12 protein-coding genes, 1 rRNA gene and 1 pseudogene are annotated in these 21,074 nt (G+C 64.0%); 2 read left to right on the top strand and 12 right to left on the bottom strand.

What is annotated here, in order from left to right; genetic code table 11:
* Positions 1-59: 59 nt before the first annotated feature.
* The 4 genes from NIBR502772_RS06325 to NIBR502772_RS06310 all read right to left on the bottom strand — a co-directional run bounded on the left by NIBR502772_RS06325 (position 60) and on the right by NIBR502772_RS06310 (position 9,635).
* Positions 60-1,583, bottom strand: a 16S ribosomal RNA gene (locus NIBR502772_RS06325).
* Positions 1,584-2,051: 468 nt separating this feature from the next.
* Entirely contained in the window at positions 2,052-5,759 is a 3,708-nt protein-coding gene (locus NIBR502772_RS06320; protein WP_141139528.1) for a 1,4-alpha-glucan branching enzyme, read from the bottom strand.
* 1 nt (position 5,760) lies between these two features.
* Entirely contained in the window at positions 5,761-7,557 is a 1,797-nt protein-coding gene (gene treS / locus NIBR502772_RS06315) for a maltose alpha-D-glucosyltransferase (protein WP_141139527.1), read from the bottom strand.
* Complete coding sequence (locus NIBR502772_RS06310) at positions 7,554-9,635, bottom strand: alpha-1,4-glucan--maltose-1-phosphate maltosyltransferase (RefSeq protein ID WP_141139526.1); 2,082 nt, start codon at positions 9,633-9,635, stop codon at positions 7,554-7,556. Before NIBR502772_RS06310 ends, treS begins: the two co-directional genes overlap by 4 nt.
* A gap of 152 nt (positions 9,636-9,787) precedes the next feature.
* Between NIBR502772_RS06310 and glgP the strand changes: the two genes are divergently transcribed.
* A complete protein-coding gene (glgP, locus tag NIBR502772_RS06305; RefSeq protein WP_210412394.1) occupies positions 9,788-12,406 on the top strand; it encodes an alpha-glucan family phosphorylase in 2,619 nt (872 codons plus the stop codon).
* Positions 12,407-12,421: 15 nt separating this feature from the next.
* Here glgP and NIBR502772_RS06300 read toward each other — a convergent pair whose 3' ends face one another.
* The 8 genes and pseudogenes from NIBR502772_RS06300 to NIBR502772_RS06265 all read right to left on the bottom strand — a co-directional run bounded on the left by NIBR502772_RS06300 (position 12,422) and on the right by NIBR502772_RS06265 (position 20,236).
* On the bottom strand, positions 12,422-12,778 hold the full coding sequence (locus NIBR502772_RS06300; protein WP_141139525.1) for a barstar family protein: 357 nt from the start codon (positions 12,776-12,778) through the stop codon (positions 12,422-12,424).
* A gap of 8 nt (positions 12,779-12,786) precedes the next feature.
* Complete coding sequence (locus NIBR502772_RS06295) at positions 12,787-13,272, bottom strand: ribonuclease domain-containing protein (protein WP_141139524.1); 486 nt, start codon at positions 13,270-13,272, stop codon at positions 12,787-12,789.
* An 18-nt stretch (positions 13,273-13,290) separates the two neighbouring features.
* Positions 13,291-15,401 (bottom strand): annotated as a pseudogene (gene glgX / locus NIBR502772_RS06290) (glycogen debranching protein GlgX).
* 310 nt (positions 15,402-15,711) lie between these two features.
* Complete coding sequence (gene rlmB / locus NIBR502772_RS06285; RefSeq protein ID WP_141139523.1) at positions 15,712-16,701, bottom strand: 23S rRNA (guanosine(2251)-2'-O)-methyltransferase RlmB; 990 nt, start codon at positions 16,699-16,701, stop codon at positions 15,712-15,714.
* Between the two features lie 68 nt (positions 16,702-16,769).
* Positions 16,770-18,227: a cysteine--tRNA ligase gene (gene cysS / locus NIBR502772_RS06280; RefSeq protein WP_141139522.1), complete on the bottom strand. Its 1,458-nt coding sequence runs from the start codon at positions 18,225-18,227 to the stop codon at positions 16,770-16,772.
* A gap of 86 nt (positions 18,228-18,313) precedes the next feature.
* Positions 18,314-18,811, bottom strand: a complete 498-nt coding sequence (ispF, locus tag NIBR502772_RS06275) for a 2-C-methyl-D-erythritol 2,4-cyclodiphosphate synthase (protein ID WP_141139521.1) — start codon at positions 18,809-18,811, stop codon at positions 18,314-18,316.
* Between the two features lie 2 nt (positions 18,812-18,813).
* Positions 18,814-19,620 (bottom strand): 2-C-methyl-D-erythritol 4-phosphate cytidylyltransferase, encoded by an 807-nt coding sequence (gene ispD, locus NIBR502772_RS06270; RefSeq protein ID WP_141139520.1) that lies wholly within the window; start codon positions 19,618-19,620, stop codon positions 18,814-18,816.
* Between the two features lie 133 nt (positions 19,621-19,753).
* Positions 19,754-20,236 carry a CarD family transcriptional regulator gene (locus tag NIBR502772_RS06265; RefSeq protein WP_026266570.1) on the bottom strand — a complete coding sequence of 161 codons (483 nt, stop codon included), beginning with the start codon at positions 20,234-20,236 and terminating at the stop codon, positions 19,754-19,756.
* A 255-nt stretch (positions 20,237-20,491) separates the two neighbouring features.
* Between NIBR502772_RS06265 and NIBR502772_RS06260 the strand changes: the two genes are divergently transcribed.
* Entirely contained in the window at positions 20,492-21,052 is a 561-nt protein-coding gene (locus NIBR502772_RS06260; protein ID WP_246848709.1) for a hypothetical protein, read from the top strand.
* Positions 21,053-21,074 lie beyond the last annotated feature (22 nt).

The following is a 21,074-nucleotide window of genomic DNA, read 5'->3' as shown; positions in this document are numbered from 1 at the left end:
CCTGACAACCCCACCACACGGACATTGCATCCGGCAGGGTGGTTGTAGGTGCTCCTTAGAAAGGAGGTGATCCAGCCGCACCTTCCGGTACGGCTACCTTGTTACGACTTAGTCCCAATCGCCAGTCCCACCTTCGACAGCTCCCTCCCACAAGGGGTTAGGCCACCGGCTTCGGGTGTTACCAACTTTCGTGACTTGACGGGCGGTGTGTACAAGGCCCGGGAACGTATTCACCGCAGCGTTGCTGATCTGCGATTACTAGCGACTCCGACTTCATGGGGTCGAGTTGCAGACCCCAATCCGAACTGAGACCGGCTTTTTGGGATTAGCTCCACCTCACAGTATCGCAACCCTTTGTACCGGCCATTGTAGCATGCGTGAAGCCCAAGACATAAGGGGCATGATGATTTGACGTCGTCCCCACCTTCCTCCGAGTTGACCCCGGCAGTCTCCTATGAGTCCCCGCCATAACGCGCTGGCAACATAGAACGAGGGTTGCGCTCGTTGCGGGACTTAACCCAACATCTCACGACACGAGCTGACGACAACCATGCACCACCTGTAAACCGACCGCAAGCGGGGCACCTGTTTCCAGGCATTTCCGGTTCATGTCAAGCCTTGGTAAGGTTCTTCGCGTTGCATCGAATTAATCCGCATGCTCCGCCGCTTGTGCGGGCCCCCGTCAATTCCTTTGAGTTTTAGCCTTGCGGCCGTACTCCCCAGGCGGGGCACTTAATGCGTTAGCTACGGCGCGGAAAACGTGGAATGTCCCCCACACCTAGTGCCCAACGTTTACGGCATGGACTACCAGGGTATCTAATCCTGTTCGCTCCCCATGCTTTCGCTCCTCAGCGTCAGTTAATGCCCAGAGACCTGCCTTCGCCATCGGTGTTCCTCCTGATATCTGCGCATTTCACCGCTACACCAGGAATTCCAGTCTCCCCTACATCACTCTAGTCTGCCCGTACCCACCGCAGATCCGGAGTTGAGCCCCGGACTTTCACGGCAGACGCGACAAACCGCCTACGAGCTCTTTACGCCCAATAATTCCGGATAACGCTTGCGCCCTACGTATTACCGCGGCTGCTGGCACGTAGTTAGCCGGCGCTTCTTCTGCAGGTACCGTCACTTTCGCTTCTTCCCTACTGAAAGAGGTTTACAACCCGAAGGCCGTCATCCCTCACGCGGCGTCGCTGCATCAGGCTTTCGCCCATTGTGCAATATTCCCCACTGCTGCCTCCCGTAGGAGTCTGGGCCGTGTCTCAGTCCCAGTGTGGCCGGTCACCCTCTCAGGCCGGCTACCCGTCGTCGCCTTGGTGAGCCATTACCTCACCAACAAGCTGATAGGCCGCGAGTCCATCCAAAACCACAATAAAGCTTTCCACCCCCCACCATGCGATGAGGAGTCATATCCGGTATTAGACCCAGTTTCCCAGGCTTATCCCAGAGTTAAGGGCAGGTTACTCACGTGTTACTCACCCGTTCGCCACTAATCCCCCAGCAAGCTGGGATCATCGTTCGACTTGCATGTGTTAAGCACGCCGCCAGCGTTCATCCTGAGCCAGGATCAAACTCTCCGTTGAAGTAAAACAGACACAACCACCAACCCCGGAAATAACAGGATAAAATGGCTGCACAAAATTTGAAACCAGCTGTAAAAACCAGACCACACCACGGGGTGGCGGATCCAGTCAATTCAACCAATTCAATACAATAAATTGGTATCAACAAACTTGGCACACTATTGAGTTCTCAAACAACAGACACACCCGGCACCACCACAACCACTTCAATGGCCGTGGATCGCTCCGGAGCAACTTTTCAAACTTACCCGCTGGTCTCACTCTTGTCAAACCGGCATCCGCGACGTTCTCAGCCTGAGGCTTTCGTGTCGGTTTTTTCGGTCTGACTCCGTGGAGCAGCGCGGAAATAAACTCTACCACCACTTTGCCGGGATGGCCAACCAAGCCCCAAACAGCCCTCTGCACCCCCACCCTGAGGGCAGCAAAAAGCCCGGAATCTCAAGGAATTCCGGGCTTTTCGGCGCGCACTTAAGAGAGCGGGTTCACACTCTTCGGTCCGCCGGCCGCCAAAGGAACGGGCTTGAAGTACGCCGCACCCAGGGGCGGCAGCGTCACGGTCAACGATGCCGGCTGGCCATCAAGCCCTTCGTCCAGGGCAATCAGCTCACCGCTATTCAAAACACCTGAACCGCCATAGGCCGCAGCATCAGTGTTGAGCACTTCGGTCCAGCCCCCGGCAGCGGGAACGCCGAGGACATAGCCCACATGCGGCCCGCCGGAGAAGTTGACGGCGCACACCAACGGATTGCCGTCCTTGTCCCAGCGGACAAACGTCAGGACATTGCGGTCGGCGTCCCCACCGTTGATCCACTGGAACCCACCGGGCTCGTTGTCCCGCGCGTAGAGGGCCGGCGTCGAGCTGTAGAGCTCGTTGAGGTCCTTGGTGAGGAGCTGCAATCCGCGGTGCGCCGGAATGTCGGCCAGGTACCAGTCCAGCCCGTGCTGCTCGGACCATTCAGCCTCCTGGCCGAATTCGGTGCCCATAAAAATGAGCTGCTTTCCCGGGTGCGCCCACTGGTAGGCAAAGAAGGCGCGCAGGTTGGCCAGCTGCTGCCAGCGGTCCCCCGGCATCTTCCGGAGCATGGAGCCCTTGCCGTGCACTACTTCGTCGTGGCTGATGGGGAGCAGGAAGTTCTCGGTGAACGCGTAGACCATAGAGAACGTCAAGGTACCGTGGTGCCACTTCCGGTTGACCGGGTCCTCGGAGGCGTACTTGAGGGAGTCGTGCATCCAACCCATGTTCCACTTGAGCCCGAAGCCCAGGCCGCCGTGGCTTGTGGGGGCGGTGACACCGGGGAAAGCCGTGGACTCTTCGGCGATCATCACCGCGCCCGGGTGTGTCTTGTAGACGGTGGCGTTGACTTCCTGGAGGAAGGAAATGGCTTCCAGGTTCTCGCGTCCGCCAAAGCGGTTGGGCGACCACTGCCCGTCTTCGCGCGAATAGTCCAGGTACAGCATCGAGGCCACCGCATCAACCCGGAGTCCGTCGATGTGGAACTCATCAAGCCAGTACAGCGCGTTGGACACCAGGAAGTTCCGCACCTCGGTGCGGCCGAAGTCGAAGATCAGCGTTCCCCAGTCGGGGTGCTCGCCCAGGTTCGGGTCGGCGTGCTCGTACAGGGGTTCGCCGTCGAACTGGGCCAGCGCCCAGGCATCCTTGGGGAAGTGCGCCGGGACCCAGTCCAGCAGCACGCCGATTCCGGCCTGGTGCAGGGAATCCACCAGGAACCGGAATTCGTCCGGATGGCCAAAGCGCGACGTCGGCGCAAAGTAGGACGTCACCTGGTAGCCCCAGGAGCCGCCGAAGGGATGTTCGGCCACGGGCATGAACTCAACGTGCGTGAAGCCCAGCCATTTGACGTAGTCCACCAGCTCTTTGGCGAGCTCGCGGTAGCCCAGGCCAAGGCGCCAGGATCCGAGGTGGACCTCGTAGGCGCTCATCGGCGAATTGTGCGGGTCACGCTGGGCGCGTGCCGCCATCCATTCGGCGTCCTTGAAAACGTAGGACGGTTCCACCACGCGAGACGCCGTCAGCGGCGGGACTTCGGTGCCGAAGGCCAAGGGGTCCGCCTTTTCGACCCAGTGCCCGCTCTTGGATTTGATCTCGAATTTGTAGCACGCTCCTGCTAAAACGCCTGGAAGGAAGACTTCCCACACGCCCGATGACCCCAGCGAGCGGAGCGAATTTTCGCGGCCGTCCCAGGCATTGAAATCGCCCTTGACGCGGACCGCCTGCGCGTTCGGTGCCCAGACGGCGAAGGAGACGCCGTCAACATCGCCGAGCGAGGACTTGTAGTGCTGGACGTGCGCGCCCAGGACTTCCCAGAGCTTCTCGTGCCGGCCCTCGCCGATCAGGTGCAGGTCCACTTCACCCACGGTGGGCAGGTAACGGTACGGCTCATCCACCGTCAGGGGCGCGGCACCGGCGTAGGTGACTTCCAGCCGGTAGTCGGGGACGTGGCCGGCCTGCAGCGGTTCGAGGACTGCCACCCATACCCCGTTGTTTTCGTGGGTCATGGGCACTGAGCCCACGGCAGTCACCACGCTCACTGCCTCCGCGAGGTGCTTAAGCGTCCGGACCGTCACATGGCCGTGGTCGTCCAGGTGGGCGCCGAGCACTGAGTGCGGCGCGTGGTGTTCGCCGTTCGCCACGCGGGCCAACGTGTCCGGGTCCACGTGAAGAGGCACCCGGGGCCGGTCTGTACGTGCTGAGCCTGTCATTTTCATACCTTCCGATGCTGCTCCGGCCTGATCGCCGGAGCCTTTAACGCTGAGGAGCCGCCTGGACGCATTCGTTGGAATGGCCAGCCAGTCAGGTCTGTTCCGCAATTCATATACGACTTCGTAAAGGGCCTTGTCCAGCCACAATGCCACAAAGAGCGGTGAAGTCCGGTCGATGGTGCCGGGTGTGACTGCGGCATAGCCGGCAAGGAACGCGTCCGCGCAATCATCGACCCAGGACGCCGGTACGCGGGCACCCTGATATTCGCGTTCCGCCGCCCCTGCCGCATAGTCGAAGGAACGCAGCATTCCCACCACGTCCCGGAGCGGCACATCGGGGAAGTTGCGTTCGGCGATGGGCCGCAGTGGCTCACCTTCAAAATCAAGGATGGCCCACCGGCCGGGCTGGCCGCCGTGGCCGGGGACCTGCAGGATCTGCCCGAGGTGGAGATCGCCGTGGATCCGCTGCAGCGGCCCTGCCGGCACGCCGTCGAGCTCGCCAAGCAGAGCCTCAAGCGCGTCGTCGTAAGGCCCGACGGCGGCTCTGGCTTCCCCCCATGCCTGCCGGACCCGCTGGGCGACTACGGGCGCAATGAGCTGACCCGGGGCCGGTTCAACCGCTGTGCCGAGTGCTTCCGCCAGCCGCCGGTGGACTGTGGCTGTGGCCGCTCCCAGGGCATGCGCCTCGGCGGTGAAGTCAGCACCGGTGCGCGCGGCATCCACGGCCAGGCGCCAGGCATCGCGGCCGCCCGCGAGGAATTCGTGGGCTACGGCAAGCTCGCCCTGCGATGGCACCTGTGCCGGGAGCTCCGATGACACCGGCGCTTGCCATTCCCCGCGGACCCACCCGAGCGTGGCCGGAACCTCGAAGGTGCCCTGGGCCGTCAGTGCCGCCCCTACCTCGACCTCAGGGTTGATCCCTTCGGAGAGGACGCGGAAGAATTTCACGATCGCTGCGGACTCGCCGTCGTCAACAATGACAGAGCTGTTGGACTGCTCGCCAGACAGGACTTTGACCATTCCGTGGGCGGTAGGCAGGCGGTGCTCCGACCGCGTGCGGTGGCCCGTCGCCGAACCCGTGCTCGAGCACGCTTCGGACCGGATCAGCTCCAGCCAGGAGGACACAAAGGAGGGATCATGCACGGCGTCGTAGATCCAGGCCATGCCGGCCCCGGGAGCCTGGCCCACCAGTGCCCGCTCCGCTCCGGCAAGCGGACTTGCCCGGTAACTCAGCGGGACCTGGACCACGTCAGTGCGGAGTCCGCCGTCGGCCGTCCGGGAGGAAACAGACAGCAGGAAGATCTCCAGCCGGGCCTGCCCGGCGGCATCTTCAAGGCTCAGGCTGCCTGCCTGTTCCAGCGAAAAGTCGGCTGTCTTCACGGGGAACCACCGCTGGTGCGGAAGCCATTCTCGAAGGACGGCGCTTAGTGGGGCTGTGAGGGTGGGCTGGGCCATGTCAGTTCTCGATGGACAGGATGGGCAGTGCCTGCGTGTACGGGGAGGCCGGGTTGGACGTCGCAGAGCGGATCCGTAGCCAGAAGAAATCGTGGCTTCCCAGGGTCAGCGTCAGCGATCCGTTGTCGTCGATCCCGGGGAACGGCTGACCGCCGAACACATCGCGGAGTCCGCGGCCGGCAAACTGGGGAATCCGCAGTTTTACCGCGACGGGGTGCTGCGAGAGGTTGAACGCGCACAGAATGGATTCGCCGGGGAGCCCCGCAGTGTTGTCCTCCGAAAGTTCCCGGATATACGCCACAATGGCGTCGTGGTCGGCTTCGACGTGTTTGAACGCGCCCAGCCCGAAGGCAGGGTGGTTCTTGCGGACGCTGAGGATCTGCCGGGTCCAGCGGAGCAGGGAACCGGAGTGGGCGGCCTCGGCTTCCACGTTGGCCATGGCGTAGTTGTACACCAGCGACTGGATGACCGGCAGGTAGAGCTTGCCGGGATCAGCGCTGGAGAATCCTGCGTTCCGGTCCGGGTTCCACTGCATGGGGGTGCGCACAGCATCGCGGTCGTCGAGCCAGATGTTGTCCCCCATGCCGATCTCGTCCCCGTAGTACAGGAACGGGCTGCCAGGCAGCGACAGCAGCAGCGCATTGATCAGTTCGATCTCGGCCCGCGAATTGTCCAGCAACGGCGCAAGCCGGCGCCGGATCCCGATGTTGGCGCGCATCCGGGGGTCCGGGGCATACCAGCCCAGCATTGCCGCACGCTCGTCGGCCGTGACCATCTCCAGCGTCAGTTCATCGTGGTTGCGCAGGAACGTCCCCCACTGAGCTCCTTCGGGGATCTCCGGGGTGTCATGCATGGTCTCGATGATCGGAGCGGCCTTCTGGTCCCGCAGGGCGTAGTAGAGGCGCGGCATGATGGGGAAGTGGAAGGCCATGTGGCATTCGGGCTCTTCCGCTGTTCCGAAGTATTCCACCACCTCGTTGGGCGGCTGGTTGGCCTCGGCGATGATGACCCGGCCCGGGTAGCCTTCATCCACCATGGCCCGCAGCTTGCGCAGGAAGTCATGGGTGGCCGGCAGGTTTTCGCAGTTGGTCCCCTCTTCCTCGAAGAGGTACGGGATGGCGTCCGCCCGGAAACCGTCGATGCCCTGGTCCAGCCAGAAACGGACCACGTCAAAGAGCGCTTCGATGACCTTGGGGTTCTCAAAGTTCAGGTCAGGCTGGTGGCTGAAAAAACGGTGCCAGAAGAACTGCCGGCGGATGGGGTCGAAGGTCCAGTTGGACTCCTCCGTGTCCACGAAGATGATGCGGGCGTCCTGGTACTTCTCGTCAGTGTCGCTCCACACGTAAAAGTCGCCAAAGGGACCGTCCGGGTCCTTGCGCGATTCCTGGAACCAGGGGTGCTGGTCCGAGGTGTGGTTCAGCGGCAGGTCAATGATGACCCGGACGCCGCGGGCATGGGACTCGGCCACCAGCCGCTTGAAGTCGCTGATGGTGCCGAACTCATCCAGGACGGAGTTGTAGTCCGAAATGTCATAGCCGCCGTCACGCAGCGGCGACTGGAAGAACGGCGGCAGCCACAGGCAATCCACGCCGAGCCACTGCAGGTAGTCCAGCCGGTCGATCAGGCCGGAAAAGTCCCCCGAACCGTCGCCGTTCGCATCCGCGAAGGCCCGCACCAGCACCTCATAGAACACAGCTTTCCGATACCAGAGCGGATCGTGGGCCAGGCCAGGGGCGTTCAGCTCAAAGGTGCTCTTGGGGGTGAAATGCTGGCTGGAACTCTGCGGGTTAAAGCTCACTGATGCAATCTCCTCACGCTCAGGATGTGGGCGGGTTCAACGTGTGCGTCCAGGCGGACGTAGTTGTATTCGCCCCATTCCCAGGATTCGCCGGAAATGAGGTCATCCACCCGGAACCCGCCGTTGGGCGACAGATCCTCGGGGTCCAGTTCCAGCGCAGCCAGATCCAGTGAAATGGTGCTCTCCCTGATGCCGTGCGGATCAACGTTGACCACCACAATGATGGTGTCCTTGGTGCCGTCCGGCAGGGTCTTGTGCTTGGAGTACACCACCGTGGCGTCGTCGGTGCTGTGGTGGACCGTGAGATTCTGCAGGTCCAGCAGCGCCGGGTGGTTGTGCCTGATCGCGTTGAGCGTGGTCAGGTACGGCGCCAGGGTCCGGCCTGAGGCAGCGGCAGCATCCCAGTCACGGGCTTTGTATTCGAATTTCTCGTTGTCGATGTACTCTTCCGCGCCGGGGCGGGCAACATGCTCATAAAGTTCGTAGCCGGCATAAACGCCCCACAGGGGGCTGGCGGTGGCGGCCAACGCGGCGCGGATCTTGAACGCCGCCGGACCGCCGAACTGCAGGTATTCCGTGAGGATGTCCGGCGTGTTGACAAAAAAGTTGGGCCGGAAGTACGCCGGCGACTCGTGGCTGACCTCAGTGAAGTAGGTTTCGAGTTCCTTTTTGGTGTTCCGCCACGTGAAGTAGGTGTAGGACTGCTGGAAGCCCGCCCGGCCCAGGGCGTGCATCATCGCAGGGCGCGTGAACGCTTCCGCGAGGAACACAACGCCAGGGGTCTTTTTGTTGACCTGGCCAATGAGCCATTCCCAGAACCACACCGGTTTGGTGTGCGGATTATCCACCCGGAAGATCTTCACGCCATGGCTGACCCACAGCAGCACGACCCGCAGGATTTCCTTCGCAAGCCCTTCCGGATCATTGTCGAAATTGAGCGGGAATATGTCCTGGTATTTCTTGGGCGGATTTTCCGCGTACGCGATGCTCCCGTCAACCCGGGTAGTGAACCATTCCGGGTTGGACTGCACCCAGGGGTGGTCCGGCGCGGCCTGCAGCGCCAGGTCCAGGGCGACTTCCAGACCCAGTTCGTTGGCACGGGCAACAAAGGCGTCGAAGTCCTCGAACGTGCCCAGTTCCGGGTGGATGGCGTCGTGACCGCCCTCCTTGGCGCCGATGGCCCAGGGAGAGCCGGGATCATGCGGGCCGGCAATCAGTGTGTTGTTGGGGCCCTTGCGGTGCTGGATACCGATGGGGTGGATCGGCGGCATATAGATTACGTCGAAGCCCATTTCCGCCACCGCTTCCAGCCGCATCGCCGCGGTCCGGAAACTCCCGGACGTCCATGCCCCGGTGGTGGCGTTCCTGACGGCGCCTTCGGACCGGGGGAAGAATTCGTACCAGGCTCCGCGGCCTGCGAGATCGCGCTCCACAAGCAGCGGGAACTGCTCGGAAACCGTGATCAGTTCGCGGATTGGCTGGCGGTCCACGATGGCGGCGACGTCCGCGCCGAAGCCGGCTGCCAGACGCTCCTCATCGGTAAGGGACCCGTTGCCCAGAATGGAAGACGCCATCCGGAGGGTACGCCTGTCGGACGCATTGCGGGAGGAGTCGTCGGCCGCGTCCGAGAGCAGCGCAGAGCCTTCGGCGAGCATCAGCTCGACGTCGATGCCTGCCGCCACCTTGACCTCGGCGTTGTGGTGCCAGGTTCCGTAGCGGTCGTGCCAGGCCTCGATGAAAAAGGTCCAGTTTCCAACGGCCGACGGCGTGAGGATGCCCTCCCAGCGGTCGGTACCGAGGCCGCGTTCCCCCCTGGGCGGCGCCAGCCTGACGCGCTGGCGTTCCTTCCCGCGGGGATCGAGGAGGACCGCGCTGACACCCAGCTGGTCATGCCCCTCCCGGAAGGCGGTGGCGCCCACCACAATTCCCTCCCCCGGCAAGGCCTTGGCAGGATACTTCCCACCCTCCACCACAGGCTGCACGGCGGTGATCGGAAAACGGCCAAATCTTAGCCCGTCGGTGATTTTGCCTTTCGGCTTTTTCTTTGAGGCGGCAGGGGTTACTGAGTTAGTCGTCACAGGCTCGACGTTATCGAGAAATGGCCCAGATTGCTAAGCCTGCGCTGCTTTTTGTCGCGGCGATTCGACTTATCCGCCACGCCAACTGTCATTTACCTAAAAGAAAGCCAAAGCGGTTCCAGACGTTGATGTTGTCGGTTAGTGTGGCGCAGGTGAAGGCAATCCGCAGATTTACCGTCAGAACAGTCCTCCCGGAACCCATCAGGCCGCTGGCCCGGTTGGCCACCAACCTGCGCTGGTCCTGGCACCGGCCCACGCGTGAACTTTTCGCTGGCCTGAACCCCCGCATCTGGGAGGAATCCGGCCAGGATCCCGTCAGTTTCCTGGGCCGGGTCAGCCGCGAAGAGTTCCAGCGCCTCGCCGCCGACCCCTCGGTAGTGAACCAGGTCCGCGCCGCAGCCGAGGACCTTGACCGGTACCTTGAGCAGCCCCGCTGGTACCAGAGCCTCGGCGAGGATGCCCCGGCCGCCATCGCGTACTTCTCCCCCGAATTTGGCATCACCGAAGTCCTGCCGCAGTACTCCGGCGGCCTGGGCATCCTGGCCGGCGACCACCTCAAGGCCGCCTCGGACCTGGGTGTTCCCCTGATCGGCGTTGGCCTGCTGTACCAGGCCGGCTACTTCAAGCAGTCACTCTCCCGCGACGCCTGGCAGCAGGAAACGTACCCGGTACTCGACCCTGACGGCCTCCCCCTCACACTGCTTCGTGAGCCGTCCGCCGACGGCAACGGCCGCCCTTTGCAGATCTCACTCCCGCTCCCCAACGGGCGCCGGCTGCTGGCACACATCTGGCGTGCCGACGTCGGACGCGTTCCCCTCTTGCTGCTGGACTCCAACGTTCCCGGCAACGACGACGCCGCGCGCGGCATCACCGACCGCCTCTACGGCGGCGGCGGAGACCACCGGCTGCAGCAGGAACTCCTGCTGGGGATGGGCGGAGTCAAGGCGCTACGCGCGTACCAGCAGCTCACCGGAACCGCCGCGCCCGAGGTGTTCCACACCAACGAGGGCCATGCCGGCTTCCTGGGGATTGAGCGCATTCAGGAACTGATGGCCGGCGACGCCGCCCTCAGCTTCGACGAAGCCCTCGCCGCGGGCCGGGCGTCCACGGTATTCACCACCCACACTCCCGTTCCGGCCGGCATCGACCGTTTCGAGATTTCCCAGATCCACCACTTCTTCCAAGCCGGGCTGGCGCCCGCAGTACCCGTGGACAGGATCCTGGAACTGGGCCGGGAAAACTACGCCGACGGCAACCCGTCAGTCTTCAACATGGCGGTGATGGGACTCCGGCTGGCACAGCGGGCCAACGGCGTCGCCAAGCTCCACGGCGAGGTATCCCGCGGGATGTTCTCGGCCCTGTGGCCCGGGTTCGACCACTCTGAGGTGCCCATCACCTCCGTCACCAACGGCGTGCACGTGCCCACGTGGGTCGACGGGCGCATCTCCCGGCTCGCGAGGGAACAGTTCGGCACCGAGGCCGAAGCCCTGGGCCGCTGGGACCTTGCCTACAACGTCAGCGATGCCGACGTCTGGGCGCTGCGTCGTGAAATGCGCACAGCGTTGGTGGAGGACGTACGCCGCCGGCTCCGGGCTGCGTGGAAGAAGCGTGGCGCCGCCGACGCCGAGCTGGGCTGGACCGACAGCGTCCTGGACCCCGACGTGCTGACCATCGGCTTCGCCCGGCGCGTCCCCACCTACAAGCGCCTGACGCTGATGCTTCGCGAGCCGGACCGGCTCAAGGCGCTGCTGCTGCATCCGGAACACCCCATCCAACTGGTGATCGCCGGCAAGTCCCACCCGGCGGATGACGCCGGGAAGAAGATGATCCAGGATCTGGTCCGCTTCACCGACGACCCCGAGGTCCGGCACCGCATCGCCTTCCTGCCGAACTACGACATCGCGATGGCCAGGACGCTGTTCCCCGGCTGCGACGTGTGGCTCAACAACCCGCTCCGCCCCCTGGAGGCGTGCGGTACGTCGGGCATGAAGGCCGCCATCAACGGTTCGCTGAACCTTTCGGTGATGGACGGCTGGTGGGATGAAATGTACGACGGCGAGAACGGCTGGGCGATCCCCACCGCCAACAACGACGCGTCCCCCGAAGAGCGGGACGACATCGAGGCTGCGGCGCTGTACGAACTCCTGGAAACCCAGGTGGCGCCACGCTTCTACGGGAACACGGTGTCTGACAGCGCCGGTGCTGCCGGACCGTCCACCACGGGCACCGAGAAAGTCCCGACGCACTGGGTGTCAATGATCAAGCACACGCTGTCCCATCTGGGACCGGCCGTTTCCGCGGAGCGCATGCTGCACGACTACGTCAACGTGCTCTACCGGCCCGCCGCCGAGGCCGGACGCAGGGCCGTTGCCAACTCCTACGCCCAGGCCCGTGTCCTGGCAGCTTGGACGGCCAAAGTGCGTTCAGCGTGGCCTCTGTTGCACGTTGAGCATGTGGACTCCGTGGGCGTTTCCGAGGACCCGCAGATCGGGGACACCCTGCAGGTGAACGCCTACATCGCGCTGCATACCCTCTCACCGGAGGACGTGTCCGTGGAGGTGGCTTATGGCCGTGCCGAGGAAAGCGACACCCTGGCGGACGTCACCCTGATGGAGTTGAACTCGAAAGAGGACCTGGGCGAGGGGCGCCACCTGTTCAGCGGCTCGCTGGTCATCGACCGCTCCGGTCCCTTTGGCTACACCGTCCGCGTCCTGCCTCGGCACGAGGCGCTGGCTTCCAAGGCCGAGCTGGGGCTGATCGTCAACGCCTGAGCCCCGCCGTCATACCTAGAGCAGCACGGCCGTGACCGCGAGGTCACGGCCGGCGTAGCTTTCGGCATCCTGGAGGACCTCGCAGATGATCCCGAAGGACCGGTCCCCCCGGAACACTGCGGCCACCTGCCAAAGGATTGTGACCGGGGCGCTACCGTTCTCGCCGATGCTGTCAGCAAAATCGTGCAGGGAGTCGTTCAGGGCGTCCATGTTCACGCCGTAATGCTCAGGGAACGCGAGCACTTCGCCGAAGGTTTCCAGGACAGCCTTCTTGCTGTCGGCGGCGGGGACCACCAGGCTGCGGCGGCCGGCGTCGGCAACCTGTTCCTGGAGTTCTTCGATGGTCCAGGTGTCGGCGGAGTAAATTTTCATGAGCGTGTTCAGCTGCCTTCTGCGATGAATTTGAACGAGTCGTAGTGGTCCTGCGTGTAGTACTTCTCGCCCTCGGAGCCGGTGACGATGCGGCGGGCTCCCCGGTCGGATTCGCCCGGGGTGGGCACGGTGTACTCGCGGTAGTAGCCTGAGCCCTGCCGCGGGAGAATGCGCTCGAAGTTGCCGAACGTCCTGTTGTCCTGGCTGTAGCGGTAGGGGCCGCCGCCACGGATGGCAGCAAGGGTAGTCCGCGCTTCGGCCGGCAGCTGGGATTCCTTGATCGCGGGCAGCCCGGACGGGTTGGCGGGAACTACCGCCGGGGCCGGAACCTCCGCAGGACCCGGGACGGGAGCACCCGGGACCGGGGCCGCGCTGGAACTGGCGGCCTGCGTCGTACTTCCCGTTAGAGTCTCAAGGAGCCCGGGGCCGCCGAAAGCGAACACCGCTATGGCCAGCAGCCCGGTCAGCAGCAGGGCAATGGAGCGGTTGCGCAAGTTTGGTCCCCTCCGCAGCTACGTGCGGTAGATGTTAATGGAGTTCGCCTCGATGCTGTCCGTCTCGCCGGACGCCACGCGGCCGCCCTGTCGAAGCTCGTGAAGCGGCGACGTGGTCAGCCGGAGTTCGAACATCCTGCGGGGCGTTCCGTCGTCGTTCTTGAGTTCGGGAAGGGTGATCTTCACATCGGCGTTGCTGCCGTTGACCACCACGAGGCCCCCATGGTGCCGTCGTCAGAGCCGAGCAGGAGCTGCATGACCCGGTGCCGGGGATCATTCCACTGGTCCATTGACATGGGCTGCCCGGCGTGATCAAACCAGTAGATGTAGGACTGTTCATCACGGGCCGGAAAATCATGGGGCTGGCCTGCCAGGAACTCCTTGCGCAGCCGGACATAGCGCTTGGTGCTGCGGAGCATCTCCGCGGATTCCGGGGTGCGCGTCCAGTCGAGCCAGGCCAGGGCGTTGTCCTGGCAGTAGGCGTTGTTGTTGCCCTGCTGGGTGCGCGCGAGCTCGTCACCCGCGGTGATCATGGGCACGCCGAGGGAAATCATCAGGGACGCCATCAGGTTCCGCCGGGACTGCGCCCGCTTCGCCACGATGCTTTCATCCTCGCTCCGGCCTTCGAATCCGTGGTTGTAACTGCGGTTGTCGCCGTGCCCGTCCCGGTTCTGCTCGCCGTTGGCCTCGTTGTGTTTACGGTCGTAGGACACAAGGTCGTTGAGCGTGAAGCCGTCGTGTGCCGTGATGAGGTTGACTGACGCCAGCCTGGAGCGGCCTGACGCTTCAAACAGCCCGGCCGATCCGGACAAGGCATCAGCAAGCCGCGCCACGGACCCGCCATGGCCGCCGGCCTCGATGGCCGCCCGGTCGGCCAGCCAGAAGGAGCGGACGCCGTCCCGGAAGTGATCGTTCCAGTCAACCCAGCCGCCCGGGAACCGTCCCGTCTGCCAGCCGCCGTAGCCGACGTCCCAGGGCTCAGCGATCAGTTTTACGTCCGACAGCACCGGATCGGCGGCCACAGCCACCAGGAACGGGTGCCGGGGGTCAAACTCGTTGTCCGCGTTCCGGCAGAGCGTCACGGCCAGGTCGAAACGGAAGCCATCGATGTGGAATTCGTCCACCCAATATCGGAGGGAATCCAGCACCAACTGGACCACCCTGGGCTGGCCGAAATTCAGGCTGTTGCCGCAGCCCGTAGTGTCGATGTACTTCCCGTGGCCATCCGTTCGGTAGTACGTGTCCTCACCGAGTCCGCGGAAGCTAATGGCCTGGCCGTCCGGGCCCCCCTCGGCAGTGTGGTTATAGACGACGTCGAGAATCACTTCCAGCCCTGCCGCGTGGAGCAGCTTGACCATTCCCTTGAACTCGTCCTGGACGGCGTGCGGTCCGGCATTCTGCGCCGCCTGCGTCGCATAGGCTGCGTGCGGTGCGAAAAACGCGGCCGTGTTGTAACCCCAGTAGTTGGTCAGGCCGAGGTTCTGCAGGTGCAGCTCATCGAGGTGGAAGTGCACCGGGAGCAGCTGGACAGCGGTAATGCCCAGGCTCTTGAAATGCTCGATAATGGCCGGATGGGCCATTCCGGCGTAGGTGCCGCGCAGCTCCTCGGGGACATCGGGATGCAGCATGCTCTGGCCGCGGACATGGGCCTCGTAAATGATGGTGTTCCGCCACTGCGTCCGGGGACGTTCGTCGGTGCCCCAGTCAAAATCGCCGGCCATCCGGACGCTCGTCAGGAAACCCTCCCGCTGGTCCACCGCCCGGCCGTAAGGATCGAGCAAAAGAGGCTGCCCGCCGTCGTCGTCCAGGTCCACGATGGGGACCGCCAGCGGCAACGGGTCCGCTTTGGACGTGGCGCGGAAACCGTACAGCGATCCGTACGGGAAATCCTCAACAATTCCATGATGCACGCCATGCGTGACATTGGGCAGGGTCTGCAGATGCCACTCGCTGCCCGGGGCCTTGTAGGCAATCTCAAGGTTCTCCACAGCCGGGGCGTACACGGCCACGTTGGCGCTGGACTGCACGCCGTAATCCGCTCCCGATCCCGGGCGCGGGACGCTGACACCGAGCGGATATGCCGAAGAGGCATCCCTGGTGGAAGCGGTATCGAAAAGCGGCATGACCATCACGTCCATGGTAGCGGCCAGCGGCTGTTGAGCTGCACCGGCGCTTTTATGACGACATCATAGGGTCCTGGCGAACCGCCGGGATTTCTGACCAACAGCGAGACCCCTCATGCCGTGATGTGGCAAAAGGGGTCTCGACAGGCTCGACCACCGAGGGGCAGTCGCGGCGGAGGCGGGGCTTTTGCGTAGGCTGCGTTGTTGCTGGGCCCACACAGTCCGGGTTCCCTTTCCGAGCTTGCGAGGGCAGGGAGACTGTGGGGAGGAACGAGCGCAGCAGCCGGCAAAAGTCCGGCCTTCGCCGCACCCAGGACTACTTGACGGCGCGCTGCCTCGAGATTTCGTACAGGGAGATGCCGACGGCCATGGAGGCGTTGAGCGATTCCATGGCGGAGTTGATCGGGATGGAGACGATCTGGTCGCAGTTTTCGCGGACCAGGCGGCTCAGGCCCTTGCCTTCGGAACCGACCACAATGCAGACGGGCTCGGCGGCCAGGGTGAGGTCAGGCAGCGAAACGTCGCCGTCGCCGTCGAGCCCCAGGACAAAGATGCCCATGTTCTTGAACTGCTTCAGGGCACTGTTCAGGTTCGCGGCACGTGCCACCGGAACACGCACGGCAGCGCCGGCGCTGGTCTTCCAAGCCGAAGCGGTGACGCCCACGGAGCGGCGTTCCGGGACGACGACGCCGTGGCCGCTGAAGGCCGAGACAGAGCGGATGATGGCACCAAGGTTGCGCGGGTCCGTAATGCCGTCCAGGGCAACGAACAGCGGGGCGTTGGATACGTGGCCCTTCTTCCAGCGTTCCACGGTTTCCTCGGCCAGGTCATAAGCGTCCTGGTACTCGTACGGCGGGATCTGCAGGACCAGGCCCTGGTGGATGGCGTCGTCCGTCATGCGGTCAAGTTCGGGCTTGCCGGTCTCAAGCAGCGGGATACCGCGTTCGGCGGCGATCTTCAGCGACTCCTTGACACGGTCATCCATTTCAATCCGGATGGCGATATGCAGGGCCTTGGCGGGGATCCCGGCGCGGAGGGCTTCCACCACGGAGTTGCGGCCGGTGACGACTTCCTCGGTGGCGCGGCCCTTGGGGCCCGTGCGGGAGGCGCCGGCGCTACGGGCACCCGTGCCGCGCTTGGCGGCCGAACGCTCGGACAGCTGCTTGCTCTTGTGCGCCTTGTGGTACGGGCGGTCCTCCGCCTTGGGCGTGGGACCCTTGCCTTCCAGGGCCTTACGGCCATGACCACCGGTTCCGATGGTTGGCCCCTTCTTTGCTTTGACCGACCGGCGACCGTTGTTGGCCATGATTTTCCACCCTTGATTGTTTGACTGAGTCTGCTTACCAGTCTACTGAATCAAGTAAAATCGCCGGTTCAGTCCCGTTGCAGGCTCCAGGTGGCGCCATCCGGGCCATCCTCGACGACGACGCCGGCCGCCTTCAGGGTGTCGCGGATGGCGTCGGAGGCAGCCCAGTCCTTGGTGGCCCGGGCCTGCGCGCGGGCAGCGAGCTGGGCTTCCACCAGGACGTCGAGGGCCGCCGATTCCCGGGCGTCCGACGCCGGGCCGGACGCCACCGCCTTCAGGCCCAGGACCCGCAGCATGTCATGCACGCTGTGCAGGGCCTGCTGTGCGTCCTCCAGTTTCCCCTCCGTCAAGGCAGTGTTGCCGGCACGGACTGTTTCGTGGAGCACGGCGAGGGCCTGCGGCACGTTGAGATCGTCATCCATGGCGCTCTCGAACGCCTCGGGAACCTTGCCATAGGTGGCGAACGTGTAGTTCCCACCGGCGGCGAGGGCCCGAACGGCGCGGCTGATGAAGCCGTCAATGCGTTCGACGGCGGCGGCGGCCTCGTCGAGCGATGTGGGGCGGTAGTCCAGCACTGAGCGGTAGTGGGCCTGCCCGAGGTAGTAGCGGACCACCCGCGGCGACGCGATGTCCAGCATCTCCGAGGGGCTGATGGTGTTGCCGATGGACTTGGACATTTTCTCGCCCTGGTACGTGACCATGCCGTTGTGCATCCAGAAGTTGGCGAACCCGTGCCCTGCGGCCTGGGACTGCGCCATTTCGTTTTCGTGGTGTGGGAACCGCAGGTCCAGTCCCCCGCCGTGGATATCAAATTCGGTGCCGAGATACTTGGTGACCATGGCGGAGCATTCCAGGTGCCAGCCCGGACGTCCGGCGCCCCAGGGCGAGGCCCAGCTCGCCGTCGTCGGCTCCCCTTCTTTGGAGCCCTTCCACAGCGCGAAGTCGCGGGGGTCCTTCTTGCCGCGGGGATCCGCGTCCGGGGCACCCTGCATGTCGTCAATGTTCTGGCGCGTCAGTGACCCGTACTTGTCCCAGGACCGCACGTCGAAGTAGACGTCGCCGGAATCGTCCAGCGCCGGGTAGGCGTGGCCCCGGTCGATCAGCTGCCGGATCAGCGCATGCATTTCGGGGATATGGCCGGTTGCCCGTGGCTCATAAGTGGGCCGGGAAACGCCGAGCGTGTCGTAGGCCTGCAGGAACGCCTGCTCGTAGCGGTAGGCCAGGGCCCACCATTCCTCCTCGCGGACAGCGTCCGGTCCGGCTTCGAAGTCCGGGCTGAACGATTCGGCAGACTTGGCGAGGATCTTGTCGTCGATGTCCGTGACGTTGCGGACCGCGGTGACCCGCAGCCCCCGGTACTCGAGCCAGCGGGTGAGCTGGTCAAAGGCGATCGCCGAGCGGATGTGGCCTACGTGGGGCAGGCCCTGCACGGTGGCTCCGCAATAGTACAGGCTCGCTTTTCCCGGGACGAGGGGAACGAAGTCACGGACTTCGGCGGACGCGGTGTCATAGAAGCGGAGAGTCACCGCTCCAGATTAGCGGAAAAGGCCTGCGTGCCGGCCCCCGCGCGTTATCCGGCCTGAACAGCGCCGGGTTGAATCCGCGGGGTGAGTCAACGGGGATAGACCAAAGCGGTGGCGACGGCGGAAATGCCCTCGCCCCTGCCGGTGAAACCGAGTCCGTCGCTGGTGGTGGCCGTGACACTGACCGGCGCCCCTGCCGCCTCGCTCAGCACGCGTTGGGACTCTTCCCGCCGCGGGCCGAATTTGGGCCGGGTAGCCACGAACTGCACTGCCACGTTGCCGATCTCAAAGCCGGCCGCACGGACAATCCTCGCCGCCTCGGTCAGGAGCGTGACGCCGGAGGCTCCGGCGAACTCCGGACGGTCGGTGCCGAAATGCGTGCCGAGGTCCCCGATGCCGGCGGCCGAGAACAGGGCGTCGGCGGCGGCGTGGGCCACCGGGTCCCCGTCCGAATGCCCGGCCAGTCCACGCTCGCCTTCCCAGAACAGCCCGCCCAGCCAGAGCGGACGGGGAAGGTCAGGGGACGCGTAGGCATGGACATCCAGGCCGATACCCGTGCGCGGCAGGATCATCTTGAATTCACTCATGCCTAACCCTCCACCCAGCGGATGCCCAGTGGGCCTTCCAGCAGCCCCTCGGCAATGATCAGGTCCAGCGGCGTGGTGATTTTTAATGACTGGGTGGAGCCATGGACGGCGTGCACGGGGACTCCCAGGAGTTCTACCAGCATGGCGTCATCGGTGACCGCAGCAGACTGTTTCTCGTCAAAGTCCGCGGCTGCCTGATGGGCCTGGATCAGTGTGGACAGACGGAACCCTTGGGGCGTCTGGACCGAACGGAGCTCCTCCCGCGGCGCGGTCCCGGTCACGAGTTCCGGGGCGATGCTGCTGTCGTCACCGGTCGTGGGGGTAACCATCTTCACCGTGTCCACCACCGGTACGGCGGGAATCACTGCAACGGCGCCGGCCGCCAGGGAATCGACGACACGGTGGAAGACATACTCCGGCGTCAGCGCCCTGGCGGCGTCGTGGACCAGCACAGCTTCCGTGCCGTCCAGCAGGGCTGCCAACGCCGACCGGACGGAAGCGGCACGGGTGGCACCGCCGTCGACCGTTGTCAGCACGGGAAGCGGGTTCTCCTGGTTGGCATCGTGCCCCGCCCGGAGTTCCTCGGCGAAGGCCGCGCACAATTCCTGCAGGACCGCATCTCCGGGCGGCAGGGCCACACAGATCTGGCGTGCGACTCCGGCGGCAGCGACGCCCCTGAGGGCATGCGTAAGTATGGCATCACTCCCCAGCGGCACGCGCGCCTTGGGCATGCCGTAACCCAGCCGCTCACCGGAACCTGCGGCCACAATGACGACGGCGGTGACGGGGCGGGGAAGTCCGTTGTTCATGCGGTCCAGCCTACGTGCCTGCCTGCCCGGCGTGCCGAATCCCACCCGCGCGACGCGCCTGCCGCTGAGGGCTGGACCGAAAAAGGGCAAAAAGAAACCCCGGAGGTACTTGCGTACCCCCGGGGCTCAATTCTTAGGAAGCCAGGACCTCGTCGAGAACGCTTGCAGCCTTCTCTTCATCAGTCTTTTCAGCCAGTGCAAGTTCTGAAATCAGAATCTGACGGGCCTTGGCCAGCATGCGCTTCTCACCTGCGGAAAGGCCCCGATCGTGATCACGGCGCCAGAGGTCGCGAACAACCTCTGCTACCTTGATGACGTCACCGGAAGCAAGCTTCTCCAGATTTGCCTTGTATCTGCGCGACCAGTTGGTGGGTTCTTCAGTGAACTCAGCCCGGAGAACATCAAATACGTGCTCCAGACCTTCCTTGCCCACTACGTCACGGACCCCAACAAGGTCAACGTTCTCTGCTGGAACTTCAATGGTCAGATCACCCTGAGCCACCTTGAGCTTGAGATACATTTTCTCTTCGCCCTTGACAGTGCGCATCTTGATTTCTTCAATTTTTGCAGCACCGTGGTGAGGGTAAACTACTGTCTCGCCGACCTCAAATACCATGTGGACATTCCCCTTTCCCGCAGACCAGTTTATCACGATTCAGGCATATGACTGGCCTCGAACCGGCCCCGGAACCCCGGAAATACGCGGAAAATGGGCAGAATAGACCCCCTTCGCCCCCTTGACGAATGCAGATAATAGTGCATGTGCGGCCTGCTGCCAAGGGCAACATGACCGCACGGAATCCTCGTTTGGGCCGGTTTGCCGCTAGGCTATGGCTGAATAATGTTTCAAGACTCTCGAGGAGTACGTGACGTGCGTTTCACTGCGATGAACCGGGCCCAGGGCGGCAAACTGGCACTGGCGGCAGGTTCCCTGGCCCTCGCCCTGGCGACCATGACCGGGTGTGGCTACATCAACCCCCAGCAGACTTCTCACCAGTACGCGGCGTCGGACGGTATCCGCGCCGACCTGGGTCCGCTGCAGCTGCGCAACATGCTGATTGTCTCCGCCGGCGCAGACAAGCCCGGCCGCCTGCTCGGCGCCATTTACAACTCCTCTTCACAGGATGTCAAGCTCACGGTCAACGGGGCCGAGGGTTCACAGACGCAGGTGCCGGTGAAAGCCAACTCCTACACCCTGCTCAACGACTCCACGGATGAAGCCATCCTCAGCACGAGCGGCGGCATCGCCGGTTCGATGGTGGACGTCAAGGTCACTGAAGACGGCACCAACGTGAGCAAGACCGTGAAGATCCCTGTCCTGGATGCTTCCCTCGCGGAGTACAAGGAGTACCTGCCGGCCGGCAGCGAACCGACCGGATCCGCCACACCCAGCCCGTCGCCGTCGGCCACCGGCACCGGTGCGGCCCACTAGGCAGCAGCAAAGCACAAAAGGA

Source organism: Pseudarthrobacter sp. NIBRBAC000502772 (genome assembly GCF_006517235.1).
Taxonomy (GTDB): Bacteria; Actinomycetota; Actinomycetes; order Actinomycetales; family Micrococcaceae; genus Arthrobacter.
The sequence above is the reverse complement of the archived record's forward strand: the minus strand, read 5'-3'. Positions and strand labels throughout refer to the sequence as shown.